The sequence below is a fragment of the Streptomyces sp. NPDC058751 genome (assembly GCF_042746485.1).
Lineage (GTDB): Bacteria > Actinomycetota > Actinomycetes > Streptomycetales > Streptomycetaceae > Streptomyces.
In genome coordinates, this window is sequence record NZ_JBHYPZ010000045.1 from 59,677 (window position 1) to 84,615 (window position 24,939).

22 protein-coding genes are annotated in these 24,939 nt (G+C 72.6%); 12 read left to right on the forward strand and 10 right to left on the reverse strand.

The annotated features are described in order from the left end of the window. Positions 1 to 72: 72 nt before the first annotated feature. Complete coding sequence (locus ACFW6B_RS32855; RefSeq protein WP_386601882.1) at positions 73 to 606, reverse strand: MarR family winged helix-turn-helix transcriptional regulator; 534 nt, start codon at positions 604 to 606, stop codon at positions 73 to 75. A 51-nt stretch (positions 607 to 657) separates the two neighbouring features. Between ACFW6B_RS32855 and ACFW6B_RS32860 the strand changes: the two genes are divergently transcribed. Continuing rightward, positions 658 to 1,575 carry an EamA family transporter gene (locus tag ACFW6B_RS32860; protein WP_386601927.1) on the forward strand — a complete coding sequence of 306 codons (918 nt, stop codon included), beginning with the start codon at positions 658 to 660 and terminating at the stop codon, positions 1,573 to 1,575. 40 nt (positions 1,576 to 1,615) lie between these two features. On the opposite strand, the gene ACFW6B_RS32865 is transcribed toward ACFW6B_RS32860, so the two are convergent. Together ACFW6B_RS32865 and ACFW6B_RS32870 are read right to left on the reverse strand one after the other, a co-directional pair. Next, positions 1,616 to 2,338, reverse strand: coding sequence for a VOC family protein (locus ACFW6B_RS32865; protein WP_386601883.1), 723 nt, complete (start codon positions 2,336 to 2,338; stop codon positions 1,616 to 1,618). A 236-nt stretch (positions 2,339 to 2,574) separates the two neighbouring features. Continuing rightward, positions 2,575 to 3,402: a DUF4239 domain-containing protein gene (locus ACFW6B_RS32870; RefSeq protein ID WP_386601885.1), complete on the reverse strand. Its 828-nt coding sequence runs from the start codon at positions 3,400 to 3,402 to the stop codon at positions 2,575 to 2,577. Between the two features lie 374 nt (positions 3,403 to 3,776). Here ACFW6B_RS32870 and ACFW6B_RS32875 point away from each other — a divergent pair, with 374 nt between their 5' ends. The 4 genes from ACFW6B_RS32875 (at position 3,777) to ACFW6B_RS32890 (ending at position 9,531) form a co-directional block, all read left to right on the forward strand. Beyond that, positions 3,777 to 6,014, forward strand: a complete 2,238-nt coding sequence (locus ACFW6B_RS32875) for a HEAT repeat domain-containing protein (RefSeq protein WP_386601887.1) — start codon at positions 3,777 to 3,779, stop codon at positions 6,012 to 6,014. 41 nt (positions 6,015 to 6,055) lie between these two features. Continuing rightward, a complete protein-coding gene (locus tag ACFW6B_RS32880) occupies positions 6,056 to 6,490 on the forward strand; it encodes a hypothetical protein (protein ID WP_386601889.1) in 435 nt (144 codons plus the stop codon). Positions 6,491 to 6,680: 190 nt separating this feature from the next. After that, the gene (locus ACFW6B_RS32885; protein WP_386601891.1) at positions 6,681 to 7,820 is read left to right on the forward strand and encodes a winged helix DNA-binding domain-containing protein; all 1,140 of its coding nucleotides are present in this window, start codon (positions 6,681 to 6,683) and stop codon (positions 7,818 to 7,820) included. 103 nt (positions 7,821 to 7,923) lie between these two features. After that, positions 7,924 to 9,531: a serine/threonine-protein kinase gene (locus ACFW6B_RS32890; RefSeq protein ID WP_386601893.1), complete on the forward strand. Its 1,608-nt coding sequence runs from the start codon at positions 7,924 to 7,926 to the stop codon at positions 9,529 to 9,531. Positions 9,532 to 9,601: 70 nt separating this feature from the next. Here ACFW6B_RS32890 and ACFW6B_RS32895 read toward each other — a convergent pair whose 3' ends face one another. Next, complete coding sequence (locus tag ACFW6B_RS32895; RefSeq protein WP_386601896.1) at positions 9,602 to 10,297, reverse strand: response regulator; 696 nt, start codon at positions 10,295 to 10,297, stop codon at positions 9,602 to 9,604. Beyond that, positions 10,294 to 11,703 carry a sensor histidine kinase gene (locus ACFW6B_RS32900; protein WP_386601898.1) on the reverse strand — a complete coding sequence of 470 codons (1,410 nt, stop codon included), beginning with the start codon at positions 11,701 to 11,703 and terminating at the stop codon, positions 10,294 to 10,296. The genes ACFW6B_RS32895 and ACFW6B_RS32900 overlap by 4 nt, the downstream gene beginning before the upstream one ends. A gap of 311 nt (positions 11,704 to 12,014) precedes the next feature. Here ACFW6B_RS32900 and ACFW6B_RS32905 point away from each other — a divergent pair, with 311 nt between their 5' ends. Further along, complete coding sequence (locus ACFW6B_RS32905) at positions 12,015 to 12,707, forward strand: ABC transporter ATP-binding protein (RefSeq protein ID WP_386601900.1); 693 nt, start codon at positions 12,015 to 12,017, stop codon at positions 12,705 to 12,707. Beyond that, positions 12,704 to 15,127, forward strand: coding sequence for an FtsX-like permease family protein (locus ACFW6B_RS32910; RefSeq protein WP_386601903.1), 2,424 nt, complete (start codon positions 12,704 to 12,706; stop codon positions 15,125 to 15,127). Before ACFW6B_RS32905 ends, ACFW6B_RS32910 begins: the two co-directional genes overlap by 4 nt. 123 nt (positions 15,128 to 15,250) lie before the next feature. On the opposite strand, the gene ACFW6B_RS32915 is transcribed toward ACFW6B_RS32910, so the two are convergent. Further along, positions 15,251 to 16,465 (reverse strand): glycoside hydrolase family 3 N-terminal domain-containing protein, encoded by a 1,215-nt coding sequence (locus tag ACFW6B_RS32915; protein WP_386601904.1) that lies wholly within the window; start codon positions 16,463 to 16,465, stop codon positions 15,251 to 15,253. 307 nt (positions 16,466 to 16,772) lie between these two features. Between ACFW6B_RS32915 and ACFW6B_RS32920 the strand changes: the two genes are divergently transcribed. Together ACFW6B_RS32920 and ACFW6B_RS32925 are read left to right on the forward strand one after the other, a co-directional pair. Beyond that, the gene (locus ACFW6B_RS32920; RefSeq protein ID WP_386601906.1) at positions 16,773 to 17,324 is read left to right on the forward strand and encodes an SMI1/KNR4 family protein; all 552 of its coding nucleotides are present in this window, start codon (positions 16,773 to 16,775) and stop codon (positions 17,322 to 17,324) included. 7 nt (positions 17,325 to 17,331) lie between these two features. Further along, positions 17,332 to 18,183: a hypothetical protein gene (locus ACFW6B_RS32925; RefSeq protein ID WP_386601908.1), complete on the forward strand. Its 852-nt coding sequence runs from the start codon at positions 17,332 to 17,334 to the stop codon at positions 18,181 to 18,183. A 9-nt stretch (positions 18,184 to 18,192) separates the two neighbouring features. Here the strand turns inward: ACFW6B_RS32925 and ACFW6B_RS32930 are convergent, their stop codons facing one another. From ACFW6B_RS32930 to ACFW6B_RS32940, 3 genes are all read right to left on the reverse strand, one after another. Next, positions 18,193 to 18,654 carry a pyridoxamine 5'-phosphate oxidase family protein gene (locus ACFW6B_RS32930; RefSeq protein ID WP_386601910.1) on the reverse strand — a complete coding sequence of 154 codons (462 nt, stop codon included), beginning with the start codon at positions 18,652 to 18,654 and terminating at the stop codon, positions 18,193 to 18,195. Between the two features lie 216 nt (positions 18,655 to 18,870). Continuing rightward, positions 18,871 to 19,326, reverse strand: coding sequence for a VOC family protein (locus tag ACFW6B_RS32935; RefSeq protein WP_386601912.1), 456 nt, complete (start codon positions 19,324 to 19,326; stop codon positions 18,871 to 18,873). Between the two features lie 80 nt (positions 19,327 to 19,406). Further along, positions 19,407 to 19,745, reverse strand: a complete 339-nt coding sequence (locus ACFW6B_RS32940) for a cyclic-phosphate processing receiver domain-containing protein (RefSeq protein ID WP_386601914.1) — start codon at positions 19,743 to 19,745, stop codon at positions 19,407 to 19,409. Positions 19,746 to 20,183: 438 nt separating this feature from the next. Here ACFW6B_RS32940 and ACFW6B_RS32945 point away from each other — a divergent pair, with 438 nt between their 5' ends. Beyond that, entirely contained in the window at positions 20,184 to 20,390 is a 207-nt protein-coding gene (locus ACFW6B_RS32945; protein ID WP_386601916.1) for a hypothetical protein, read from the forward strand. 70 nt (positions 20,391 to 20,460) lie between these two features. Here ACFW6B_RS32945 and ACFW6B_RS32950 read toward each other — a convergent pair whose 3' ends face one another. Continuing rightward, entirely contained in the window at positions 20,461 to 21,231 is a 771-nt protein-coding gene (locus ACFW6B_RS32950) for a polysaccharide deacetylase family protein (protein ID WP_386601918.1), read from the reverse strand. Between the two features lie 219 nt (positions 21,232 to 21,450). On the opposite strand from ACFW6B_RS32950, the gene ACFW6B_RS32955 reads away from it, so the two are divergent. Together ACFW6B_RS32955 and ACFW6B_RS32960 are read left to right on the forward strand one after the other, a co-directional pair. Beyond that, the gene (locus ACFW6B_RS32955) at positions 21,451 to 21,885 is read left to right on the forward strand and encodes a VOC family protein (RefSeq protein ID WP_386601919.1); all 435 of its coding nucleotides are present in this window, start codon (positions 21,451 to 21,453) and stop codon (positions 21,883 to 21,885) included. A gap of 361 nt (positions 21,886 to 22,246) precedes the next feature. After that, positions 22,247 to 24,850 (forward strand): cellulase family glycosylhydrolase, encoded by a 2,604-nt coding sequence (locus ACFW6B_RS32960; protein WP_386601921.1) that lies wholly within the window; start codon positions 22,247 to 22,249, stop codon positions 24,848 to 24,850. Positions 24,851 to 24,939: the final 89 nt, after the last annotated feature.

Sequence of the window (24,939 nt, forward strand, 5' to 3'; positions counted from 1 at the left end):
CCTACACGACGGCCCCGCTTCCCCACAAGGCCGGGCGATCAAGGCCGGACACGGTCCGGCGGACCCCCGCGGTCACTGCTCCGAGGGCGGCGCGGGGGGTTGCGGGCGGTCCATGCGGGCGATCCAGGTGGTGAGCAGCGTTTCCAGCGACGCGGACTCGGCCGGCGCCAGCAGGTCCAGGAGGCGGCGTTCGTTGCGCATGTGGTCGGTGAACGCCCGGTCGATCAGTTCGCGGCCGGACCCGGTGAGGGCGACGATCCGGCCGCGCTGGTCGTCGTCGGAACGGCGGCGGGTGACGAGCCCGGCCCGCTCCAGCCGGTCGATCCTCTTCGTCATCGCCCCCGTGGTGACCATGGTGTGGGCGGCGAGATCGCCGGGCGCCCGTTCGTAGGGCTCACCGGCGCGGCGCAGTGCGCACAGGACGTCGAACTCGCCCTCGCTCAGACCGTGGCGGTCGTAGACGAGGCGGAGCTCGTCGCCGAGCCGGTCGGCCAGGCGGTGCAGCCGACCGATCACTCCTTGCGGGGTGATGTCCACGTCGGGCCGCTCGCGACGCCACTCCGCCTGGATGCGGGCCACGTGGTCCAGGGATTCATGGTGCTCCATGTCTCCATAATAGCTTCCCGGGAAGCTATATTAGCTTCCATGGAAGCTAATATGCGATGGGTCGCCCTGACCGCGGTCGCGCCCGTGGCCTGGGGAGCCAACTACTTCGTGACACACGAGTTCCTGCCGGCCGACCGGCCGCTCTACGGGGCCGCCCTGCGGGCCCTGCCCGCGGGGCTCGTCCTGCTCGCCGTGCGCGGGCGGCTGCCGCGCGGCGCGTGGTGGTGGCGGTCGGCGGTGCTCGGCCTGCTCAACATGAGCGTGTTCTTCGTCCTCGTCTACGCCGCTTCCCAGCTCCTTCCGACGAGCGTGGCCTCGACCGTCATGGCGGTGGCCCCGCTGACGATGATGCTCATCGCCTGGCCGCTGGTGTCCGAGCGGCCCCGGACCGCCCACCTCGCCGGTGCCGTGACCGGGCTCGGAGGGGTCTGCCTCATGCTGCTGTCCGGCGTGGAGGCGGTGAGCGTCCCCGGAGTCCTCGCCTCGGCCGCCGCGATGCTGGTGTCGTCCTTCGGGTACATCCTGGCCAAACGGTGGAGCGCGGGTGTCGACGTGCTCGCCTCGACCGCCTGGCAGCTCACCGCCGGAGGCCTGTTCCTGCTCCCGGTCGCCGCGGCCGTGGAAGGCCGTCCTCCCGCGCTCTCCGGGCAGACGCTCCTCGCGTTCGGCTACGTCACCCTGATCGCCACCGCGCTGGCCTTCGCCGCCTGGTTCACCGGACTGCGGCACCTGCCCACCGGGACCGTCGGACTGATAGGCCTGCTCAACCCCGTCACCGGCGTGCTCCTCGGCACCGTGGTCGCGAAAGAGGTGCTGACCCTCCAGCAACTGGGCGGCCTGGTCCTGGTCCTGGCCGGAGTCGTCCTGGGCCGGCCCGCGCGCACGGGCCGACGCGGCACGGGCCGGGCGCCTGTTCACCGCCGGGCACCGGTTCGCCGCGGGCATCCGGTGAAGGTCCGTGACGAGTGATGCCGTGAAGGACGCCGCGGGCGGGGCGGGCGCCGGGCTGTTACCGGTGAGTCCGTACGGAGAACTCGTTGCCGTCGGGGTCGAGCATCAGGACGTGGCCGCCGTCGTTCCCGCCGGTGGACGTACGCGTCGCCCCGAGCGAGACCAGGCGGTCGACCTCGGCGTCCGGGTCGGCGCCGGCGGGGAGCGCCAGCTCGAAGAACAGCCTGTTCGTGCCCGTCTTCGGCGCCACCGGGGGACCGCCCCAGGTGATCTTCGTACCGCCGTGCGGGGACTGGATCGCCGTCTCCTGGTCCTGGTCCCAGACCAGGGGCCACCCCAGCGCCTCGCTCCAGAAGTAGCCGACCTCCTGCGTGCCGTCGCAGGCGAGGGCTCCGATGAACCCGGTGTCGGCGAGGAACTTGTTGCCCGCCTCGATGACGCAGAACTCGTTGCCGTCCGGATCGGCGAGCACCACGTGCTCCTCTTCCGGGAGCTGGCCCACGTCGAGGTGTCGGCCGCCGAGCTCCAGGGCCCGGGCGACCGTCCGCCGCTGGTCGTCGGGGGAGGCGCTCGTCAGGTCGAAGTGCGCCCGGTTCCGGCCGGTCCTCGGTTCCCGGCCGGGCAGGAACCGGATGCGGAACCCGGCCGTGTCGGGCGGCAGGATCGCGATGTCGTCGCCCTGGCCGGTGGCCGGCTCCCAGCCCAGGACACCGGACCAGAACCGCGCCAGGTCCGACGGCTGGGTCGCGTTGAAGCAGATCGCGAACAGCTGACTGGTCATACCCCGCACAACTCCGATCCGCTGACGGCCGATTCGTCGCCGGCCCACGTGGCGCGTGCAGCATAGGGAAGACCGGAAGGGAACCGCATCCGGGTTTCCACGGCGAGGCGCCGCAGGAAAGCCCGGGCGGGCGGGCCCGGCCGGGCCCGCCTCCGGGGGCCTGCGGAGGCCCGCGTACCCGATACGCAGGTCGCCGTGGAGTCAGAGGCGCGGGCCCGTCACGGTACGCGCGGTGTTCACGTCGTCGGGGCACCACTCCAGTACCGGGTCAAAGAGCCTTCTTTGAACGGGGCCGGGCTGACGCTGAGTTCTCCGGCGAACGGGCGGTCCAGGACGAAGACCAGGAGCAGACTGAAGCCGACGAGCCCGGCGACCGACGCGACGAAGAGGATCTGGACCCTCAGTTTGCGCATGCCGTAGAGGAACGTGAGCGGAACCAGGACGAGGGCGCCGCCGAAGGCCAGGACCTGGAGCAGCGAGGGGAGTTCCTGGCGCGCCATGGTGATGCGGGCACGGCGCTGGGAGGCGATGTCGTTGAGACGGGTGACCGCCTCCTCGTAGAAGACCTGCTCGCTCCGGCTCTTCGGTTCGTACTCCTGGAGCGCCTGGAAGGCGGACCGCAGGTGGGATTCCGTGGCGCCGTAGCTGGGCTCGCCCGCCCGCATGCGGGGCCACTGGTCCTCCACGACCGCGTGGACGTAACCGCTCATCGCGGAGTCGAGACGGGCACGTACCGGTGCCGGGAACGCGTCGGCGTCCCGGGTGATGAGCGCCGCGTCGGTGGCCTCGGAGGCGACGATGGTCTGGGTGTCCTCCAACTGGGTCCAGAGCGTGACGATGACGAAGGCGAGGATGATCCCGTAGATCGCGCCGAACATGCCGAGCGTCACCCCGACCATCTCGTTGTGTTCGCCGCGGGCCACCGAGGGATATCTGCGGCGCAGCAGCACGCTGCCGCCGACGGCGAGGAGTACGGTCCCGCCGACGGTGACGACGGCCAGGGTGAAGGTGCTGAAGTGGTTGAGCAGCCAGAGCGAGAGGTGCGCGGAGTCTAGAGCGGACACGCCTGCCCAAACGCACGGCCTGGACCGGCCGCTACGGGTGTGGCCCGCAAGTTCACACCACCGGGTGAGAGCTCCGTTCCGCGGTACCGGTGGCCGGGCAGGACGGCCCCGCCCTGCCCGGCCACCGGCCTCACGCGGACGGCGGCTCCCGCGAGGGCGAGCGCGGCGCGACGGGGGGAGAGACGGGCGGTGGCCGTCGGGACTCGTGTTCGACATGATCACAGCGTGCCGACCGTGACCGCGCGACCGCTGTCCGTGATGCCCCTGCCCCGTCCCTGAACCGACCCCGACCGCGTGTCAGGGGCACCGTGCGGTCGTGCCCGCCGGTGCGCGGGCGGGCGGTGCTGTCAGACCCGTCTGACATCATCCGGCGCATGGATCTTGCCGACGTGTTCGTGGACATCGACCGTGTCGCCTGGGCGGAAGCGCGCCATGCCTACGGCCCCGCCGACGACGTTCCCGGTCTGCTGCGCGCCTTCACCGGCGAGGACCCGGAGGACGCGGCGGAGGCCGAACAGGATCTGTGGGGCAGCCTCGTTCACCAGGGTTCGGTGTACGAGGCCACGGTGGTGGCCGTTCCCTTCCTGGCGCGTCTCGCGGCCGCGGGCGTCCGCAGGGAGAAGCTGCTGGGTGTGCTGGGCGCCGTCGCGGAGAGCACGGACGAATGCGGTCAGGTCCGGCCCGGCGCGGCGCGCGCGGCCGTCGTGGCGCAGCTGCCGCTGATGGTGCCCCTGCTCTCCGACGACGTTCCCGAGGTGCGGCAGTGGGCGGCCTGGGCGGTGGGCCAGTGCGGGCGGGCGGCGGCCCCGGCCGCTTCGGCGGCGTTGCGGCGGCGCTGGGAGACGGAAACCGATCCGGTGGTGCGGGCCGATGTGATGAGCGCGTACGTCCGGATCGACCGGGCCGCGGCGGAAGAACTGTGCGGGGCCGCCCTGTCCGAGTCGGAGGCCCCGCCGGTCCGCGTCGCGGGGCTCCTGGCCGCCGTGGACACCGGCAGACCCTGGGACGGCGAACTGGCGGAGGCCGTGGCGGCCCTGGCGCCGCTGAAGCGGCACACGGCGGACAGCCTCTGGGAACGGACGCCGTTGTGGGCCCTGGCCGCCGCGCTGTACGAACGCGGCGGCGTGGACGAGGCGATCGACCTCGTGGTCGCGGCGCTGGAACGTGCGGTGCGGGCCGCGCGTGACGACGCGGATCCCCGTCCGGCCGTCACCGAGGCGACCTGGGCGGCCGAGTCGCTCGCCCGGCGCTCCAGGACCGCGCCGGCGCGGCTGCTGCCGGCGATGCTGCCCCTCCTGGACGACGAGGCCACCGCCGGAGACGTCCTGGAGGCGGTGTGCCAGTGGGGCGAGCCCGCTCCCCAGGCGGTTCCGGCACTGCTCGCCCTCGCCGACGGCGCGAGCGAGGTGGCCGATCCAGCCCTGGCGGCACTGGTGTCGCTGGGCGCGCCCGAGGCGTCGGACCTCCTCGCGCGTCATCTGGAGCAGCGGCCCCTCGCTCTGGAAGCCGCCTGGGCGCGTACGGCCACGCGACGTCCGCCGGCCCCCCTGCCGTGCACGGCGGTACTGCTCGACTCGGTCCGCGCGCGCCTGGCCGCGGTGACGGCCGACGGCGCGAGAGGAGGCAGGCGCGGGTCGCTGTTCGCGGGCGGGCTCGCGGCCGTGAACGAACCGGTCTACCTGACGGGACTCCTGGCCGGCTGGGGCCGGTCGGCCCGGGCCGCGATACCCGAATTGCTGGACGCGCTGCCGCACCGCCCCGCCGTGGCAGGCCGGGCGCTCGCCGCCGTCGCCGACGCGGAGCTCGACCCCCAGGTGGTCACCGCCCTGCGATCCGCCGCGGAGACGGGCTCCAGGGCCGACCGCGTGGACGGCGCGACCGCGCTCCACGCCCTGACGGGCGACGCCGATGCCCTGGTCGCCGCCCTGGGAGCGGCGCTCGGGGAGCGGAGCGGACCGCGCGACCAGTGGGTCCATGCCGCCGTCTCGCTCGGAGAGCGGGCCCGCCCGCTGCTGCCCCACCTCTCGGCCCTCTCGGCGGTACCGGCCGAGCCGGCGAAGACGCGGGCCGACGCCACCGAGGTCCGTGCGGGGCTGGCGGCGGCCGGAGCGGTGTGGGAGCTGACCGGGGATCAGGAGGCCGTGCTGCCCATGGTCCTGGAGGGCCTGACCTGGGCCACCACGCCATGGGGCCACCACGTGGCGAACAGCGCGGCCGAGGTCGCCGTCCTCCTCGGCCCCGACGCGGCACCCGCCGTTCCCGGCCTGCTGGCGATGCTGGACCGACGGGACACGGCCGCCGCGGCCGCGCGAGCGCTGGTGGCCGTGCACCCGGGCAGTGACCGGCCCGCCGGTGTCCCGCTCGCCGACCTGGTCGACCACGTCCTGAAGGCGGTCGTGCCGGGCGGGCACCTGCACTCCGCGCTGCCCGCGCTCGACGCGCTCGCCGCCATCGGCCCCGAGGCGTTCACCCCGGCCCAGCGCGACCGCGTCCGGACGGTCGCCCACGGGGACCGGCGCATCGTGGGCTCGGGCAGCCACACCGAGATCGTCCACGACGACGTCGAGCTCGGCGCCCGCGCCCGACGTGTGCTGGGGGACCCGGCGCCGTGACCGGCGGGTTCGGCCCGCGGGCGGTTCGGCATGATGCCCGTATGAGCATCATCGTCGAGTTCTTCACGGCTCCGGACGACGCGTCGGCGGCCCTGGTCCTCGGGGCCGGGCCGCGGCACGCCTCGGAGTCGCTCTCCTTCGGCAACTTCGATCCCGAGGAAGCCGTGGTCGAGTGGGAGTGCCTCCTCGCCGGCGGCAGCTTCGAGAACCTCGTCGAAGCGGGCGAGCCGCGTCTCGTCGCAGGCCACGACGACGGCGGAAGCGTCGTCTTCGTGATCTCCCCGCGGCTGTTCACGGCACTCGCCGAGGCCGAGCGGTCCGAGCTGGACGACGCCGCCGTCTCGTGGGCGGCGTGGCGCGCGCGGGACGGCGAGACCATCGGCACGGACATCGCGTCCGTGATCCTGGGCGAACTGGCCGCCCTCGTACGAAGCGCACGTCACCAGGGCCAGGGCGTCTACTGCCGAGTCGCGTAGCCGGTCAGGACTCGGTCCGGCCGTCCACCAGCCGGGCGACGGCCGCCGACTTCTGTCCCGAGCCCGGTTCAGGCAGGGCCGACCCGTCGGCCCGGGCTGGGCCGGCCCAAGTCGGCCCAGCCCGACCCAAGTCGGCCCGGCCCAGCCCAGGTCGTGTCGCCCTGGACGGCCGGGGCGGGATAATCCGGGCGTGACCCTCACCTCACGGCAGCTCACCCTGGCGACCCTGGACCGTCAACTCCTCCTGGAGCGCAGGCGCCTCGACGTGGCGGAGGCGGTCCGCCAGGTCTGCGCCGTCCAGGCACAGGCACCCGCGTCGCCGTACCTGGCCCTGTGGAACCGCGTGGAGGCCTTCGAGCCCGAGCACCTCGACGCGGCGTTCGCGGACCGGCGGATCGTGAAGGCGACCCTCATGCGGGTCACCCTGCACGCCGTCCACGCCGACGACTACGCGCCTTACCACGCAGCCATGTTCCGGAGCCTGCGGGCGTCGCGGCTGTACGACCGCCGCTTCACCTCGACCGCATTCGCCGAGGACGAGGCCGACGCGCTGCTGCCGTGGCTCGCCGGGTTCCTGGCGCGCCCCCGCACCGGAGCCGACGTGGAGGCGGAGGTCACCGAGCGCTTCGGTGAACACGCGCACCGCCTGTGGTGGGCCCTGAAGACGTACGCGCCGATCCAGCACACCCCGGTCGGCGGTCCGTGGTCCTACAGACTGCCGAACACCTATCTCGCCTCGAACGTGGACCCACAGACCGAGACGCAGGACGCGGCGGCGGGGGTCCGGCATCTCCTGCTCGCCCACCTCCGGGCGTTCGGACCGGCGTCGGCCCAGGACTTCGCGCGGTTCACCCTGCTGGGACGCCCGGTGATCACCCAGGCGCTGAGCGAGCTCGGCGACCGGGTGGTGCGGGTTCCCGGGCCGTCCGGAGCCGTCCTGTTCGACCTGCCGGGCGCCACCGTGCCCGCGGAGGACACTCCCGCGCCGCCGAGACTGCTGCCGATGTGGGACAGCACGCTGCTGGCCCACGTGCTCCCCGGGCGCGTCATGCCCCAGGACCACCGGCCGCTCGTCGTCCGGCGCAACGGCGACATCCTGCCCACCCTGCTCGTGGACGGCCAGGTCGCCGGAGTGTGGCGCACGACGGACGGCGGCCTGGAACTGACCGCGTTCCGCAAGCTCGACAAGACGGCCTGGCGCGGCCTGACCGAGGAGGCGCAGAAGCTGGCGGCGCTGCTCGCGGACCGGGACCCGGCCCCGTACAGCCGTTACAACCACTGGTGGGACAAGGGGATCCCGGGCGTCGAGCGCAGGACGGTCAAGGGGTGAACCAGGTGGTGCCGGGCCCCTGATGAGCCGTCATGATCCAAGCCTTAGGCTGTAGTTGATCAACATTGCGGACCAGGGTCGTGGGGTCGGGGGACGGAGCCGGATGAACAGCGCAGCCGAGGCGTTCCAGCCGCTGGAGGCGGACGATCCGCGCCTGGTGGCCGGTTACCGTCTCGCCGCCAGACTCGGCGCGGGCGGCATGGGCCGGGTCTACCTGTCGCACACGCAGGGCGGCCGACCGGTGGCGATCAAGGTCGTACGGCCCGAGCTCGCCGACTCACCGGACTTCCGGCACCGGTTCCGCCGGGAGATACAGGCGGCCCGGCGGGTCCGGGGCGCCTACACGGCCGAGCTGATCGACGCGGACGCGGACTGCGCGACGCCCTGGCTCGCCACGCTCTACGTGCCCGGTCCCTCCCTGGCGGAGGCGGTCGCCAGGCGGGGACCACTGCCGGTGCAGGCGGTGCTGTGGCTCATGGCGGGGGTGGCCGAGGCGCTGGAGGCCATCCACGGCGCGGGCATCGTGCACCGCGACCTGAAGCCGTCGAACGTGCTGCTGGCCTCGGACGGGCCACGGGTGATCGACTTCGGCGTCTCCCTGGCCTCGGACGTCACCTGGCGCACGGCCACGGCCGCCGCCATCGGCACCCCGCAGTTCATGGCCCCCGAACAGGCGGTGGCCGGTGAGGTCACCGCCGCCACCGACGTCTTCGCCCTCGGCCAGACAGCCGTGTTCGCCGCGCTGGGCGAACCGCTGTACGGGGACGGTCCCTCGGTCAGCGTGCTGTACCGGATCGTGCACTCGAAGCCCGACCTGTCACCCCTGCCCGAGCAACTGCGACCACTGGTCGCCCGCTGTCTCGCCGCCGATCCCGGGGAACGCGTCACCCCGGGGGAGATCGTCCAGTGGTGCCGACAGCGTCTGGGGCGGGACGCGGACGGCGGCGCGGGCCCGGCCGTCTGGCGGGAGGTCACGGGGCCGGAGGTGACCGTGCCCTCTCCGGTGCCCGACCCGACCCCGGTGCACACCATGCCGCTCATCGCGTGGCCGCGGGGGACGCGGCCGGCCGAGCCCCCCGCCCGGCGTCGGCGCGTCGCGCGGATCGCGGCCGTCTCGACGGCGGGCGCCCTGCTGGCCGCGGGCCTGACGTGGACGGTCATGGAATTCGACGACCGGAACGGCCGACGGGACGCGGCCGGGTCGTCGAGGTCCGGTCCCGGTGCCTCCCCGAGGGCGTCGGCGCCCTCGAAGGGCACCAAGGACGCCTCCGGCTCCGACCGCCGTACACCCAGGACCTCCGACTCCTGGGCGGCCTCGTCCGAGTCACCGAAACCCGAGGCGCACCCGCTCCAGTGGCTGGACGAGAAGAAGTCCCTCGACATCAAGGAACCGGTCGCCCGCGACGACGCCAAGGGGGACATCCGCTTCGTCTGTGACACCACCTCGTGCGACCTGGAGAGCGACACCAGCGTGTTCAGCATGGAGTACACCGGCAAGCAAGGGGCCACCTTCGACACGTGCCGCCTCACCCTGACCGGCGCTTCCCGCCACCGCCTGGAGCTGGCCGCGGCGGCGGCCGGGAGCGAGATCTGCGTCAAGCACCCCTCCGGGGACATCGCGCTCCTCGTCGTCCAGGTGAAGTCGACCGCGCTGGCGAACAAGGGCCCCAGCTTCCTGACCGCGGACATGACGGTCTGGCGGGCGACCTGATCCCGCACCGGGCGAACCCGTCCGACCGCCTTCGGCTCCGTCGCCCCCGGCCCGGCCCGGCCTCAGGACGTCAGACCGCGCCGGGCGGCCCCTGCGGAGAGACCAGACCGCTCTCGTAGGCGAGGACGACGGCCTGCACACGGTCCCTCAGGTCGAGCTTCGACAGGATGCGGCCCACGTGCGTCTTGACCGTGGTCGGGCTGAGGAACAGGCGGTCGGCGAGTTCGGCGTTGCTGAGGCCGGTCGCCAGCAGACGGAGCACCTCCAGCTCGCGCGGGGTCAGCCCGGACAGATCACGGTGGAGACCGGGCCCCGGGGACTCCTGGCGGTGCGCGAAACGCTCGATCAGCCTGCGGGTGATCGTGGGCGCGAGCAGCGCGTCGCCGGAACGCACGAGGCGCACGGCCGCGACGAGGTGCTCGGGGGTGACGTCCTTGAGCAGGAAGCCGCTCGCCCCGGCGGTGAGCGCCGCGTACACGTAGTGGTCGAGGTCGTACGTCGTGAGGATGACAACCCGGGTGCCCGCGGAGCCGTCGGGGCCGCCGCCGAGGATGCGCCGGGTGGCCTCGATGCCGTCCATCCGCGGCATCCGGATGTCCATGAGGACCACGTCGGGCCGGGTGCGGCGGACGGCGTCGACCGCCTCGGCGCCGTCCGCGGCCTCCGCCGTCACCTCGATGCCGTCGGCGGCGAGGATCATCCCGAAACCGGTACGCACCAGCGCCTGGTCGTCCGCGATGACGGCGCGCAGCGCGGGCCCGTTCACACCGCCTCCCACGGGACGCGCGCCGTGACCCGGTACCCGCCGGTGAGCGCCGGTCCGGCGGTGAGCTCGCCGCCGTAGACCGCGAGCCGCTCGCGCAGCCCGATCAGTCCGCGGCCGTTGCCGTCCACCGGGGGCGCGTCCCGTACGGCTCCCGTGTCGGTCACCTCCATCTCCAGCCAGGCGCCGGTGAACCCGATCGACACCGTCGCGTCGGCGCCCGCCGCGTGCTTGATCGTGTTGGTGAGCGCCTCCTGGACGACGCGGTACGCCGTGAGCTCCACCCCGGGCGGCAGCGGCCCGGGAGGCAGTGACACCGTCAGGCGCACCGGGGTCCCGGCGGCCCTGACCCGCTCGGCGAGGGCGTCGAGCTGTCCGAGGCCGGGCTGCGGCTCCAGACCGTCGGCGGGACTGTCGGGGCCCGTGGCCGGACCCGCGAGCAGACCCATCACGTGGCGGAGTTCGGCCATGGCGGCGCGGCCCCCGGCCTCCACCGCCAGCAGCGCTTCCTTGGAACGCTCCGGGGCCGCGTCCATCACCTTGCGCGCCGCGCCCGCCTGGATGACCATCACGCTCACATTGTGGGTGACGACGTCGTGGAGCTCGGCGGCTATCCGGGCGCGCTCCTCCTCGACGGCCCGGCGCATGGCCTTCTCCTGGGCCTGCTGGAGGTCCGTGAAACGCTTCCGGCTGGCTTCCAGCCGCAGGCGCCCGAGCCGTACGAGGCTGGCCAGCACCCCGACGACCAGGAGCACCACGGCGGGACTGGACCAGCCGGGGAGCATGGGGTCCGCGTCCTTGAACGAGAGACCCGCCAGCACGGCCGCGACGATCAGCGCGATCAGGGCCCGCGTCCGGTAGCGGCTGTGCGCGACGGCTCCGTACGCGGCGATGCTGCAGGTCAGCACGTTGATCCAGGAGACGTCGTCGGCCAGGGCGAGCGTGGCGGTGGCGATGACTCCGAACGCGAGCAGCGGGTGGCTGCGCCTGGCCGCGAGCGGCAGCGCCGACAGCACGACCAGGATCCAGGACGCGGAGCCGGACTCCCTCTCGACCATCGGCCCGGGACGGGGAACGGCCGGGGGGTACGGGTCCGGGGGCGGGTAGGCGTCCCGGATCCCGGACACGCTCCTGGAACTGATCCGTACCGGCCCGTCCCCGGGGTAGCGCGCCGCCACGACCAGGGCGACGACGGTCAGTACGACCGCCAGCACCACGTCCACGCGCACCGCCCGCCGGGACAGCGGGGTGTGCTCGCCCTCCGGGCGCATCGCCTCGCGCACGTGCGCCCACCACGTCCCCGGCCGCAGCACGTCGCCGGCCCGCTCCCGCCAGTGCCCGGCCGGCTCCCGCCGTGTGTCCGCCCGCGACGTGTCGCGCGGCCGCCCGTACGGCTCCTCCTTCTCCATCCGCACATTGTGCGGTCCCGCGGTACGGCTCCACGTCCCCCTGCGTGACCAGCGCACCTGACCGGCAGGCGTACTCCTCGAGGATGACCCCGCCGACGGGTCCTCCGCGGGGAGGGCCGTATGTCGGTGCCACGGCCGACGCGCCGCCGCGGCGCCCGCCCGTACGTTCACCGGGCCCACACAGAGCGGGCCCACACAGAGCGGGCTCACACAGAGCGGGCTCACACAGAGCGGGCTCACACAGAGCGGGCCCACACAGAGCGGGCCCACACAGGGCATCGGCTTCCCGACCACGAAGGACGGACACACCCATGAATCACGTGATCGAACTGGAGGGCGTGGCCAAGCGGTACGGCGGCGCCGACGCCCCGGCGCTCGGACCGGTCGATCTCGGCGTGGCCCAGGGCGAGGCCCTGGCCGTGACGGGGCCGTCCGGCAGCGGCAAGTCCACGCTGCTCAATCTCGTCGCCGGCCTCGACCGGCCGAGCGAGGGCGCCGTGACCGTGGCCGGGCAGCGCGTCGACCGGATGGGCGAGCACGCGCTGGCCCGGTTCCGCCGCGAACGGATCGGCATGGTCTTCCAGTTCTTCAACCTGCTCGACGACCTCACCGTCGCCGACAACATCCAGCTCCCGGCCCAGCTGACCGGGACCGCCCGGCGGGTGGCGGCGACCCGGGCCGGGGAGCTGATGGAGGTGCTGGGGATCCAGAAGCACGCCCGCGCCTATCCCGGACGGCTGTCCGGCGGCGAACGCCAACGGGTCGCGGTGGCAAGGGCGTTGGTGAACAAGCCCGCCCTGCTGCTCGCCGACGAGCCGACCGGCGCGCTGGACACCGCGTCGGGGCAGGAGGTCCGGGACCTGCTCGTGGATCTGCACCGCGGCGGGCAGACCGTCGTCCTGGTGACGCACGACCTGGAGCTGGCCCGGGCCTGCGCGCAGCGCACGATCCATCTCGTCGACGGCAAGGTGGCCGTCGACACGCGCGCGGAGGCCGTCCGATGACCGGGTTCGGCAGCGGAGCCCTCGGGCGGGTCGTGCGCTCCGGAGTCGGCAGACGACGCGTCCAGACGCTGGTGATCGCCGTGGCCACCATGATGGCGGTGGCCTCGGCCGTGGTCGCCGGGTCCCTCATGGTCGCCACCGACGCTCCCTTCGACCACGCCTTCGCACGGCAGCGCGGGGCGCACCTCACCGCGGAGATCGACCCGAAACGGGCCGGTGCCGCCCGACTGGCGGGCACCCGCGGCCTGGAGGGGGTCACGGCGAGCGCGGGACCGTTCCCGTCCACGACGATCAAACCGGTCGGCCGGGACGGCGGACACCTGCCCGCGCTGACGCTGGTCGGACGGACCGGTCCCGGGAAGGACGTGGACGCGCTGGACCTCAAGTCGGGCCGGTGGCCGCGCGAGCGGGGTGAGATCGTGCTGTCCGCCTCGTTCTCCGGCCCGTTCCTCGAACTCGGGTCGACGCTGACGAGTTCCGAGGCCGCCGACGCGCAGACGCTGACCGTCGTCGGCTTCGCGCTGTCCGCGAGCGGGAGCGCCGACGTCTGGGCGACCCCCTCCCAGGTCAGGTCGCTCGCCACCGGGGACGGCGTCCTCACGACCCAGATGCTCTACCGCTTCGACTCCGCGGCCACGAAGGCACAGGTCACCGCCGACCGGAAGAGGCTGACCGCCGCCCTGCCCCCGGGGGCGCTGATCGGTACCCAGTCGTGGCTGGACACCAAGCGCGCCGTCGATCAGGGCGCGGCGGCGACGATCCCGTTCCTGTTCGCGTTCGGCGTGCTCGGCCTCGTCATGTCGGTGATCATCGTCGGCAGCGTGATCAGCGGCGCGGTCGGCACCGGCCTGCGCCGCATCGGCATCCTCAAGGCCATCGGCTTCACCCCGCGCGAGGTCGTACGGGCTTACGTGGCACAGGCGTTGATCCCCGCCGCGGCCGGCATCGCGCTCGGGGTCGTCCTCGGCAACCTGCTGGCCGTACCGCTGCTGAACGACACCGAGTCCGTGTACGGAACCGTGTCGCTCTCGGTGGCCTGGTGGGTGGACGTCGTGGTGCCGGCCGGTGCGCTGCTCGTGGTGGCGGTGGCGGCCCTGGTGCCCGCGCTGCGGGCCGGCAGGCTGCGTACGGTCGAGGCCATCGCCGTCGGCAGGGCACCGCGCACCACGCGCGGTCAGTGGGCGCACCGCGCGGCCGGACGGCTCCCGCTGCCCCGTCCGGTGACGTACGGCCTCGCCAGTCCCTTCGCGCACCCCGTGCGCGCGATCGCCATGGTGCTGGCCGTGACCTTCGGGACGGTGGCGGCGACGTTCGCGGTGGGACTGACGCAGTCCCTCAACGCGGTGGCGAGCGCGCAGGATCCCGAGGAGAGCGCCGACGTCACCGCCATCAGCGGAGCGGCCGGCTCGGGACCCGGCCCCGCCCGGGTGCAGAAGGAGCCCCAGCGGGCCCCGGCCGGTTCCGGGCGCGCGCCCGCCTCCCCGGGGGCGAACGAGCAGCAGCCGTCGGCGGATCCGGACGCGGTGCGTGCCGCGATCGCGGCGCAGCCCGGCACCGCCTCGTACTACGGCACGACGACGGGCGACGCCACGGTGACCGGGGTCTCCCGCACCGTCCGGGCCACCCTCTACCAGGGCGATTCACGCACCGGCGGCTACGAGATGATCGCGGGTCACTGGATCACCGGGCGGGGCCAGGTCGTGGTGCCCACCGGCTTCCTGGAGCGGACGGGCACCAGGATCGGCGACTCGGTGCGGGTGACGTTCCAGAAGGAGACGGTGAGCCTGCGCATCGTCGGCGAGGCGTTCGACACGTCGGACGACGGCATGCGGGTCCACGCGGATCTCGACAGCTTCGCCGCGGCGGAGCCCGCGGCCTTCCACATCGAGGTCGAGCCGGGGGTCTCCCCCGTCGAGTACGCGCGGAAGCTCGCCGAGGTGGTCGAGCCGCTGGGCGGCCACGCCTTCGCCGAGTCAGCCCCGGAGGGAGAGAACATGATCGTCCTGCTGGAGGCGATGGCCGCGCTCCTCACCCTGATGCTGGTCTCGGTGGCGGGCCTCGGCGTGCTCAACTCCGTGGTCCTCGACACCCGTGAGCGCGTCCACGACCTGGGGGTGTGCAAGGCGCTCGGCATGTCCCCGCGGCAGACCGTGAGTCTTGTCCTCGCCTCGGTGGCCGGGATCGGCGTGGTCGGCGGACTGATCGGGGTCCCGGCCGGGTTCGCGCTCCACGGCTATGTCCTGCCCGTCATGGGGGAGGCCGCCGGCACCGGCCTTCCGCCCTCGGTCCTCGACGTGTACGACGGCACGCAGCTGGTGCTGCTGGGCCTGGCCGGGGTGCTCGTCGCCCTGCTCGGCGCGACGGCCCCGGCGGGATGGGCCGCCAAGGTCCGTACGGCCACGGCGTTGCGCACCGAGTGACCGACGGGCCTCGGACGCCGTGCGGTGCACTCCCGGACACGGGGCTTCGAACCGCACGGCGTCGGGGGGTGCGAACCGCCTCCGGGAACCCGGCCCGAACCGCCTCCGGGAACCCGGCCCGGGTCAACCGCAGGAGAGCAGGCCCGCCTTCTGCTTGGCGGCCAGGACGCGATGGACGCTCTGGTCCACCTGTGTGCGGAACGCCGAGTTCTGGGCCATCCGGCTCTGCACGGCCTTCGTCATGGCCGGGATCAGGTTCGGCTCGACCGTCAGGACCAGGTCACCGCCTGCGGAGAGGAACTTGACCGCCCGGTCGCCCGGGGCCACGGCCTTCACCGCCACCGCGTTCCCGAGGTCGTCGGAGATGACCACGCCCTTGAACCCCAGGTCCTTGCGCAGCATGGTCTGGATCACCGTCGGGGAGAACGCGGCCCGGTTGTTCGGGTCGATCCTGCTGTACGTCGCGGAGGAGATCATGACGAACGGCGCCCCGGCGTCGATGCCGGACTTGAACGGCGTGATGCTCGAACTCGTGCGTGTCGTCACGGTGTCCACGACGCCGGCCGTGGTGTCGGTGTTGCCGCGGACGTAGCCGAGTCCGGGGAAGTGCTTGAGCGTGGCCAGTACCCCGGACTGCAGGGAACCCTCGAGGAACGCGTCGCTGTGCGGGGCCACCACCGCGGCGGTATGGCCGAACTCGCGGTTGTACTTGCCGATCGGGGCGTTGGCCGTGCCCAGACTGGCCGGCACGACATCCGCGACGGGCGCGAGGTTCAGGTTCACACCGGCCGTCCTGAGCTCCTTGGCCCACACGGCGGATTCACCGCGCAGTCTGGTCGTCGTCCACGTTCCCTGTGTCAGCGCACTCGGGATGGTCGAGAAACCCGGCCCGGACAGCACCTGCACCTGCCCGCCCTCCTGGTCGGTGGAGACCAGGAGACCCACACGGTGTCCGGCCACGCTGTCCGCGTTCGCCTGGAGACCGTCGACGAGGCTCTTGGTCGCCGCCGTCCCGGCGTTGCTGCGCCCGGCCAGGAACACCGAGCCGACGTGGTACTGGCGCATGAGGTCGATCCGCCTGCTGTCCAGGGCGGACGGAGCGACCGATCCCATGAAGAGCTGACCGAGCCGCTGCGCGGCCGTCATCGCCGAGTAGGTCCTGTCGGCACAGGTGGACGCCGCGAGCTTCGGGGGCGTCCTGGAGGGGTCGATCGTGGCGGCCCGCGAGACCTGTACGCCTCCCACGCCCGCCGCCGCGAGAGAGACCGCCAGCGCGGAAGCGAGCAGGACACGGCGGTTGACGCCGGAGTGACGGGTGGGCGACTGGTGGGATGCCATGAAGGTGCTCCGAGGGTGCCTGCTGCGGACCGCTTGTATCCCGAGCGAGTGGTCAGTTGCCGTGTCCAGGTTACCTCCGGGCACATGGGCCGACTCCGAGCGTGTGCCGATGCCTTTCGAGGCGCTCGGCGCGTGCTCGCGCGGAGCCCGGTCGGTGCGCTTTCCCGCGGGCGGCCCGTGTTCCCTGACAGGCACGTGTCTCCTCACAAGCGTAGTGGGGGTGGTGAGGGACTTCCACCGAACCGCTTTCCGCCCCGGCCCGGGACCGGCTCCCGAAGGGACGGGACCGGCTCCTACGATGCCGGGCATGGCACGTTTCGAAGACCTGCGGCACTCCTTCTGGGACACCGGCACCGACCACGGAGTGCAGCCGCCCCTGACCGACCTGGCGTCGAGCGAGGCCGAACAGCTGCTGGACGTCACCCTCCCCGGGGCGCTCCTTGACCTGCTCCGCATTCAGAACGGAGGCCAGGTCTCCGACAGTTGGAACGCCTTTCCCACAACCCGGCCCACCTCATGGAGCGCTGACCACGTTCCCTTCGACAGCGTCATGGGCGTCGGTCACCGCGAGCGGACGCTGTCGCTGCTCGACAGCCCGTACCTGGTCGGCGAATGGGGCCTGCCCTCGGGCGTGGTGGTGGTCTCGGGCGACGGGCACTACTGGATCGGGCTCGACTACCGGACGTGCGGCCCGCACGGGGAACCGTCGGTCGCCTGGTTCGACGCGGACGACGCGTCGGAGCTGGCACTCGCCCCCGACTTCCGCTCCTTCCTCGAAGGGCTCATCTCCGCGGACGAGTTGGAGAGCGGTGGCTGTGAGAAGCTGCGGGGCGATGCGTTCCTCAACCATCCAGAGTGAGGTATTCATGCCAGGCAGGCCCGAACCCGCTTTCCTGCCGTCGATCACGTTACGCGGGTACGGCGACAGCATCTGGCTGGAGGGCAGGGCCGTTCTCCTCGAACAGAAGGGAACACGACGGCGGATACCGCTCGCGGCGGTCGAAGGCGCCAGGACCGTCGGCGCCGGGCAGCGGTCGGTCGAGATCTCCCTGTGGGGCGGTGACGGCGTTCCGGGACCGGTGTTCGTCGTGGAGGGACGGCACGCCGACCAGGCGGACCGCCTCGTCGAGGTGATCAACCGGGCGCGGCCACAGAGCGCTCCTCCGGGCGGGGGAGCGGGCCTGGTCGAGGAAATGCCTGTCGGCCCGGTGGCCGGCCGGAAGCGGATGAGCCCTCGCGAACGGATCGCGCTGCTCGCCGTGCTCGTCGTCTACGTCATGGGTGCTGTTGTGCTCGCGGTGTTCGGGGAACCGGTCCAGGCGCTGTTGTGGGTCTGTGGTGTGATGCCTGTCCTCCTCTGCCTGATCATCGCCGGACCCGCGGTGGTGAACGCACGCGACCGGCTGGTGCTCAGGAAGCGGGGCGTCGCGGTCGTGGCGCTGTTCGACCGTGCCCACGGCAGGCGGCGGTTCTTCAAGTACACCGACCTGGACGGCGGCGTACACGAGATCAAGGCCGATTACGCGGTCAGAGGGCTCGGAGGCGATCCGCACCGCATCGACGTCGTCTACGACCCGCGCCGCCCGCAGAAGGCCGTCTGCTCCCTGGCGGTGTCGACCTTGGTCTTCAGGACGGTGGGTGTCTGTCTGTTCGGAGGGCTGTTCCTGCTCATGGCACTTCTCATGATGCCGTTCCAGTTGCTGCTCCTGGTCCTTTAGGAACGGCCGCTACTCCAGCCACGTTCCGTCGCGCATGATGACCCTCCCGCGCAGTTCCGGCTCACCGCGCCAAGCGCGCACGGTCTTCGGGACCACGCGTACATACAGAAAGGGACCCTCTTCCGCGCGCGGATCCCATCCGAACTTGCCGGCGAACGCCTCCGCCGCGTCTTCGGGCACCTCTTGGTCCGGGAAGCACTCCGCCTCACCCTGGAGAAGCACCACGTCGAAGGTGTCCGGCAGCGCCAGGCGCACGCGCGGCTCTTCGCGGACGTTCCGTGCGGTCACGGAAGTGGCGCCGGTGCACATCCACATGGCTCGTCCGTCCCACAGGAACCAGAGCGGCACCTGGTGCGGCCCGTGATCGGGGTGAGCCGTCGACACCCATACATCCCGCTCGGCGACGAGCCGCTCCAGTGTGTCGCGCACACGCTCCGCCATCCGGCGGCGAACGATTTCCGTGGTCTCCATGAGGACCGACCCTAACCAGGCGGGCGCGAGGCGCGCCTGGGGCGCAGGACCTACTCCCAACGACCGATGAGCCCTTGGGCTTTCGGCTCGGGTGCGACCGACCACGGTGGCCGCACCCGCCCCCTCTCGCACCCGCCCCCGTCGATTTCGCCACGAAGCGACCGTCCTCGTCGTGACGGTCGACGAGTGGCTGTGAGCGGCACGGCCAAGTGATTCCTAGACGACGTCGAATTCGTTGCCCTCCGGGTCCTGCAACAGGACGGCGTATTGCCCCATGTCCGGCTCGTCCGTGATCCGAAGCACGTTGGCGCCGGCCTCGACCAGTCTTGCCACCGTGGCGGTGACCCGTTGCGTGCGGACCGCCAACGGGACGTCGCGCCCGCCGCCGACCTTCAGGTCGAGGTGTATCCGGTTCTTGGCGGTTTTGGGCTCCGGAACCTGCTGGAACCACATCCGGGGCCCCCTTCCCGAGGGATCGACGATCGACTCCGGGATGTCGCCGGCCCCTGCGGGCAACTCCTCCTCGGGCACCCCCATGGCCGTCCAGTACTCCCGCCACGTGGCACGGCCGCCCGGCGGAGGCTCGGGCACGTACCCCAGGGCCTCGCTCCAGAACGCCACCAGCCTCTGCGGGTCGGCACAGTCGATCGTCAGTTGCAGCGTCATCTCCATGACCGCAGCCTGGCAGACACGTCTGACATCCGTTCCGGACCGACCCCGCCGACGGGAGAGGCGCGCCTTCACGAGGGGTCCTAGGCCGTCGCCCGCTGGACGCGGTAGTTCCAGCGCGTCAGTGACCGGACGACCGTTTCGGCGCCGATGGGGTTGGCACTGTGCACGTAGACCGCTCCGATCCGGAAGGGCCGTCCGTGGAAGGCGGCTTCTTCCAGGAGGGTGACCACCGGCATGATGGTGTCGTCGCCGCCGAGATCGTGGTCGAGCCACAGCTCGTCGATGAAGCTGCCGCGGTGTTCTTCCAGGAGCCGGACGCCTTCGCCGCTGGTGCGGGCGACGCGCGTGGCCCGGGGAAGCGGTCGGAGGTCGTCCACTCCGAGGACGACGGGCGTCCGCCCGGTGGGGGCTTCGTTCACCGGATCATTGTCACAGCGGGCGGGCAGGGCGACGACAGGTTATTGATCCGACGGTGACCACGAAGGTGGCCTTTTCACCCGATTTCATCATGTTCGGGAGTCGGTGGCGTGCGGTCGGCCCCCGATCCGGGGGACTTGGTGCGTCGCGTCTCGGCGCGGTCGACGCGGTCCTGGGCGGGGTCCCGTGGCCCCGGTGTGGTCAGCCGCACATTTGGCCGGTATGGAATCGTGACAGAAGTCGAAGAGCCCTTCCGGCGCGACCTGTTGGAGCCGGTGCGGGGCCCGGGAAAGGGCCCGGCACCGGCTCGACCGAGGTCCGAGGGCCGTGCGGCGGGTCTGCGGGCGTCCGGCGTGGAACCGAGGGGGCTGTGGGGCCCGTACACTCGGCAGCCGCGTCCGTGTCCGGCGCGAGGCCCCGACAGGAAGGACGCGTTGTCCGTGTTCCAGGAAGCCCCGATCTACCGCCAGCTCGTCGCGGAGCGCGGCGATGTTCCCGCGCTGGTCCGAGGCGAGGCCGAGCGGATCCGCAACGACCTGCAGCGGGTGATGCCACCCCTCCGGGCTTCCGCTCCTGCCGTGTCCGAGACCGCCTGGTCCGCCGCTCCCGCAGGGCTGGCCCTTCCGCCCGGGACGCAGCAGCGCTGATCCGCCCCGGGCGGCCGGCCCGCCCCGAAGTGTCCTGACCGCCCGGAAGCCGTCGGTTTCCGGGCGGGGCTCAGCGCACCGGGAAGCCGAAGGTGCGGCCCTGCTCCTTGAGCCGGGGGAGGATGCGGCGCAGGGCCTCGACCGTCTGGGAGCGGTCGCCGCCCGCGTCGTGGAAGAGGAGCGTCGGCCCGTTGGGCAGCTCCCGCTCGACCGTGGCGACGATGGCGTCCGTGCCCGGCTTCTCGAAGTCCTTGGAGTCCACGTTCCAGCCCAGCGGCCGCATGCCGCGGGAGGCCGCCAGCTTGCGGCTGTAGGGGGTGAAGGCTCCGCCGGGCGCCCGGTAGTACATCGGCCGCACACCGCCGGACGCCTTGGTGATCATGCGCTCGGCGTCGAGTATCTGCTGCGACTGGTACGCCTGGGACTTGGTGTCCATGGTGGTGTCGTGCGACACGGAGTGGTCGCACAGCCGGTGTCCGGCCGCGACCACCTTCTTCACGAGGTCCGGGTGTGCCTGCGCCTGGGTCCCCACCATGCAGAACGTGGCCTTCACCCCGTACTCGCGCAGGACGTCGAGCATTTGAGGGGTCCATGCGGGGTCGGGGCCGTCGTCGATGGTGATGTTGACGCCCTGCGCCCCCTCGTCCGAGGCGTGGACGATGCCCTCCGCCACCGGTTTGACGCTGTTCCGTGCGGCCGACGCGGCCGGGCGGGGCGACGAGTCGCGCACGGCGCCGGCCTGCGCGGTCCACATCGAGGCGCCGGCCGCCAGCACCGTCACCCCGAGCGCCGCCCCGGCCAACTTCCCGTACCAGCCCCGCTTGCTGCCGTGCCGTGCCATGTCCGCCCCGCTCTCCCGCAGTTCCTCGGTCGCCCTCCGACCACATGGCAGGACGAGCGACGGAGGCCGGAGGATCCGTCTGTTACGGATCGCGGACAATTCCGAGAGGGTTCGGGGACACACCGCCGCGGGAACGTCCTTCCGCCCGTGTCCTGTCGCCGCGTCAACTCGCCTTTAGGTAAAGAGAGTTCAGTGGCGCAGCCCTGTTACGGTGGGCCGATGTCATCCGTAAAGCAGTTCCAGGTCACCTTCGACTGCGTCGAACCCGAGCGCGTCGCCCGCTTCTGGTGCGAGGTCCTCGGGTACGTCGTACCGCCGCCGCCGGCCGGGTTCGCCACATGGGACGAGTACACGCTCTCGCAGCCGGCGAAGGACCGGGGTTCGTGGTTCGTCTGCGTCGATCCCTCGGGCGTCGGCCCGCGGCTGTACTTCCAGCGCGTTCCCGAAGGCAGGGTCGTCAAGAACCGGGTGCACCTCGACGTGCGGGTCGGCACCGGTCTCGTGGGTGACGAGCGCCTGGCCGCGCTCGAGGCCGAATGCGCACGGCTGGTCGCGCTCGGCGCGACACACGTGCAGACACTGCTCGCCGACGGCGTGAACGAGTCCTGCATCCCGATGCAGGACATCGAGGGCAACGAGTTCTGCATCGACTGAGGGACCGCACGGCGGACGAGCGCGGCAGGTGAGGCGGTCGGTGACGGCCCCTCACCACCGGCCGCGGGTCGCGGAGGACCGGACCGTTACCGTGGTGTGATCACGGCCGTCCGGCGTCCGTACGGAGGGCCGGGCACCGCCCGCGGCGCACCGGCTCCGCGAGGGACGAGCGGTGGCGGGCCCGGTGACTCCCAAGCCCGGCACGTGAGTTCGGACCTCCGTCCACGATCCGGCGGAAGTATCTTGTTCGAGCGGCCCACGGCCCCCTGCGGCCCGTGCCGGCCCGGGCCTCGCGGGTCGAGGGAAATTCCTGTTCACAGACCTTTCGCAGGACCTTCACACTGCCCTATCTTCTCCATCCATGCTCCCTGCCGATGATCAGCTCGGCGGCCGTCGGCTTGCCCGCGTCGCCTCCCTCACCACCGTGGTCGTACTCGCGGTCCTCTGCGCCGTCCTCGGCTACGTCGACGGGACCGGACTGTTCGCTCCGGAGAACTGGGTGGACGCGGGCTTCGTACCCGGCAACGCCACGAGCCCCGCATGGGCCACCGTGGTGTTCCTGCCCCTGCTGATCGGCGGCAGCGCGGTGGCCGTCCACCGGCTGGTGCGCGCCGTGGGCCCCGGGGCGAAGGCACGATGGGTCTTCGGCGGCGTCTGGTCGAGCCTGGTCCTGGTGGCGTTCCTCGCCAAGCTGGCCTACAGCGCGCTGCTGCTGGCCATCGCCGGTCCGGGCGGCCTGCACATCTTCCCGACGGCCGAGGCGCTGCTCGCCGAGTGCGGGCTGACCGGCGCGAAGTATGCCGTGTTCGGGCCGCTGGTCGCCGGCCTGACGGTGTCGGCGTACCGGATCGGCGTGTGGAGCCTGGGCCTCAGGGAAGCCAAGGACGCCCAGGAAGCCAAGGACACCCAGGACACCGAGAGCGCCGAGGGCGGCGAGCCCGCCGCGGGGAACCGGGGTGCCGGCATCGATCCGGGCGCCGGGTTCGCGTGGCTGCCCGCCGGCGCCGCCGTGGCGCTCCAGGCGGGCACCGGCGCGTTCGCCTGGGCCGCCGGACCGATACCCGGCGGACGCGGGGTGGCGACCCTGCTCACCGGGGCCGTGGCCGTGCTCGCCGGGGTCTGGCTCTGGCGCCGGGTGGTCTCGCCCGGCCTGACCCGCGCCGGTACCGGGGTGACACTGTGGTCGCTCGCCACGACGCTCACCGCCGCGGGCGTTCTCGGGTTCGTGCCCCTGTGGCTTCTCGACGGGTGCCTGAACGGTTTCGGCGGGGCGCTGTTCCCGGTCGCGTCCGTCCTCGTACGGGTCGCGGAGGGGGTGACCGCGGGCGTGTGCGCGGGCGTCGTGTGCGTGCCCTGGGTCGCGGAACTGGCGTGGCGGCGCAGGACGGAGCCCTCGGCCGAGCGGGGCGGTCTCGCCCGCGCGGTCCGGTGGGCGCCCCCCGTCGCGGTGGCTGCCGTGCTGGCGCTCGCCGCCGGGACCCTGGCACCGGGAGCGGCGGTGGCCTCCGTCGGCTCGCAGAAGCAGACCGCGGGCCGTGACCGGCACGGGCTGCTGCCGCTGACCGTGCTGCGCGGCGACGGACGGGACCCGGTGATCGGCGACAGCGAGGGGCGGCAGGTGCTGCTCCGCGGCGTGAACGTCAACCAGCTCGTCGACTACGGGCAGCCCGACCCGGCCAAGCCCACGGTGTGGCCGCTGGAGGACTCCGACTACGCCGGGATGGAGCGGTACGGGTTCGACGTCCAGCGCCTCGCCCTGTCCTGGTCGGCCCTGGAGCCGAAGCGGGGCGTCTTCGACGAGGCGTATCTGGCGCGGGTGCGCACCGCGGTCGACCAGGCCGCCGCCCACGGCATCCACACCGTCCTCGACATCCACCAGGACACCTTCTCCAAGTACGTCAGCGCGGCGCCGGGAACGCGGTGCCGGGCCAACGCCTCACCGGAGTTCGGCAACGACGGTGCCCCGAAGTGGGCGACCCTCACCGACGGCGCCAAGGCCTGCGGCTTCCTCGGCCGCGACCTCTCGCCCAACGTGCAGCAGGCGTTCACCAACCTCTACAACGACACCGACGGCATCGGCACCGAGTTCGCCCGCATGTGGGGGCACCTCGCCAAGACCTTCGCGGACGACCCCGCGGTCGCCGGCTACGACCTCCTCAACGAGCCGGGGCCCGGCGACGCGCCGGGCGTGACCTCCTCGATCCTGCTCGGACGCCTCTACCAGCAGGCGATCACCTCGATCCGGGCCGCGGAGTCGAAGGTGTCCGGCGGCTTCCACCACCTGGTGTTCTTCGAGCCCTCGATCCTGTGGTCGGGACTCGGCTTCGACACCACCCCGCCCGTCGGGTTCGCCGACGACCCGCAGCTCGTCTTCTCGCCGCACCTGTACGGCGAGTCGATCACCATGGACCAGGGCCTGGGCGTCACCCTGACCTCGATCGAGCAGGGCTACACCACCGCCGAGCGCACCGCCCGGGCGTACGGGACGCCGCTGTGGTCGGGCGAGTGGGGATGGTTCGGGGAACCCGACGACTTCCGCTCCCGGTTCGACCGTTTCCTGCGACGGCAGAACACCGGTGTGCTGGGCTCGGCGATCTGGGTGTGGAAGAAGGCCTGCGGCGATCCGCAGAACGACCCGGAGGCCACCACCTCGGGCGGCGGGGTCGTGCTGTACACCTGCCCCGACGGCGAGCCGCTGGCGAGCCCGGCCTTCGAGACCACGGCGCTGTCCCAGGCGTACCCGCGCAGCGCTCCCGGCCGTCTGAGCTCCCTGCGGTCCTCCCTCACCGAGCGGGACCTGCGGCTGGCGGGCTCCGGGACGGGCACGCTGGACGTGTGGGTCCCGGGCCCGGGCCGCCCCGAGGCCGAGGGCAGCGGCCTCACCGGTCTCCGGCTGACGAAACGGTCCGGCGGCTGGCGGCTCACCGCGCACGCCTCCGGCCGCTACACCCTCCACGTGGCGTAGGGGGAGGCCGCCGACCGCCACGGGGCCCGGTGCGCCCGGCGTGGACGCGCCGCGGCGCGTCCACGCCGGGCGCTCACGTCGTGCCGTCC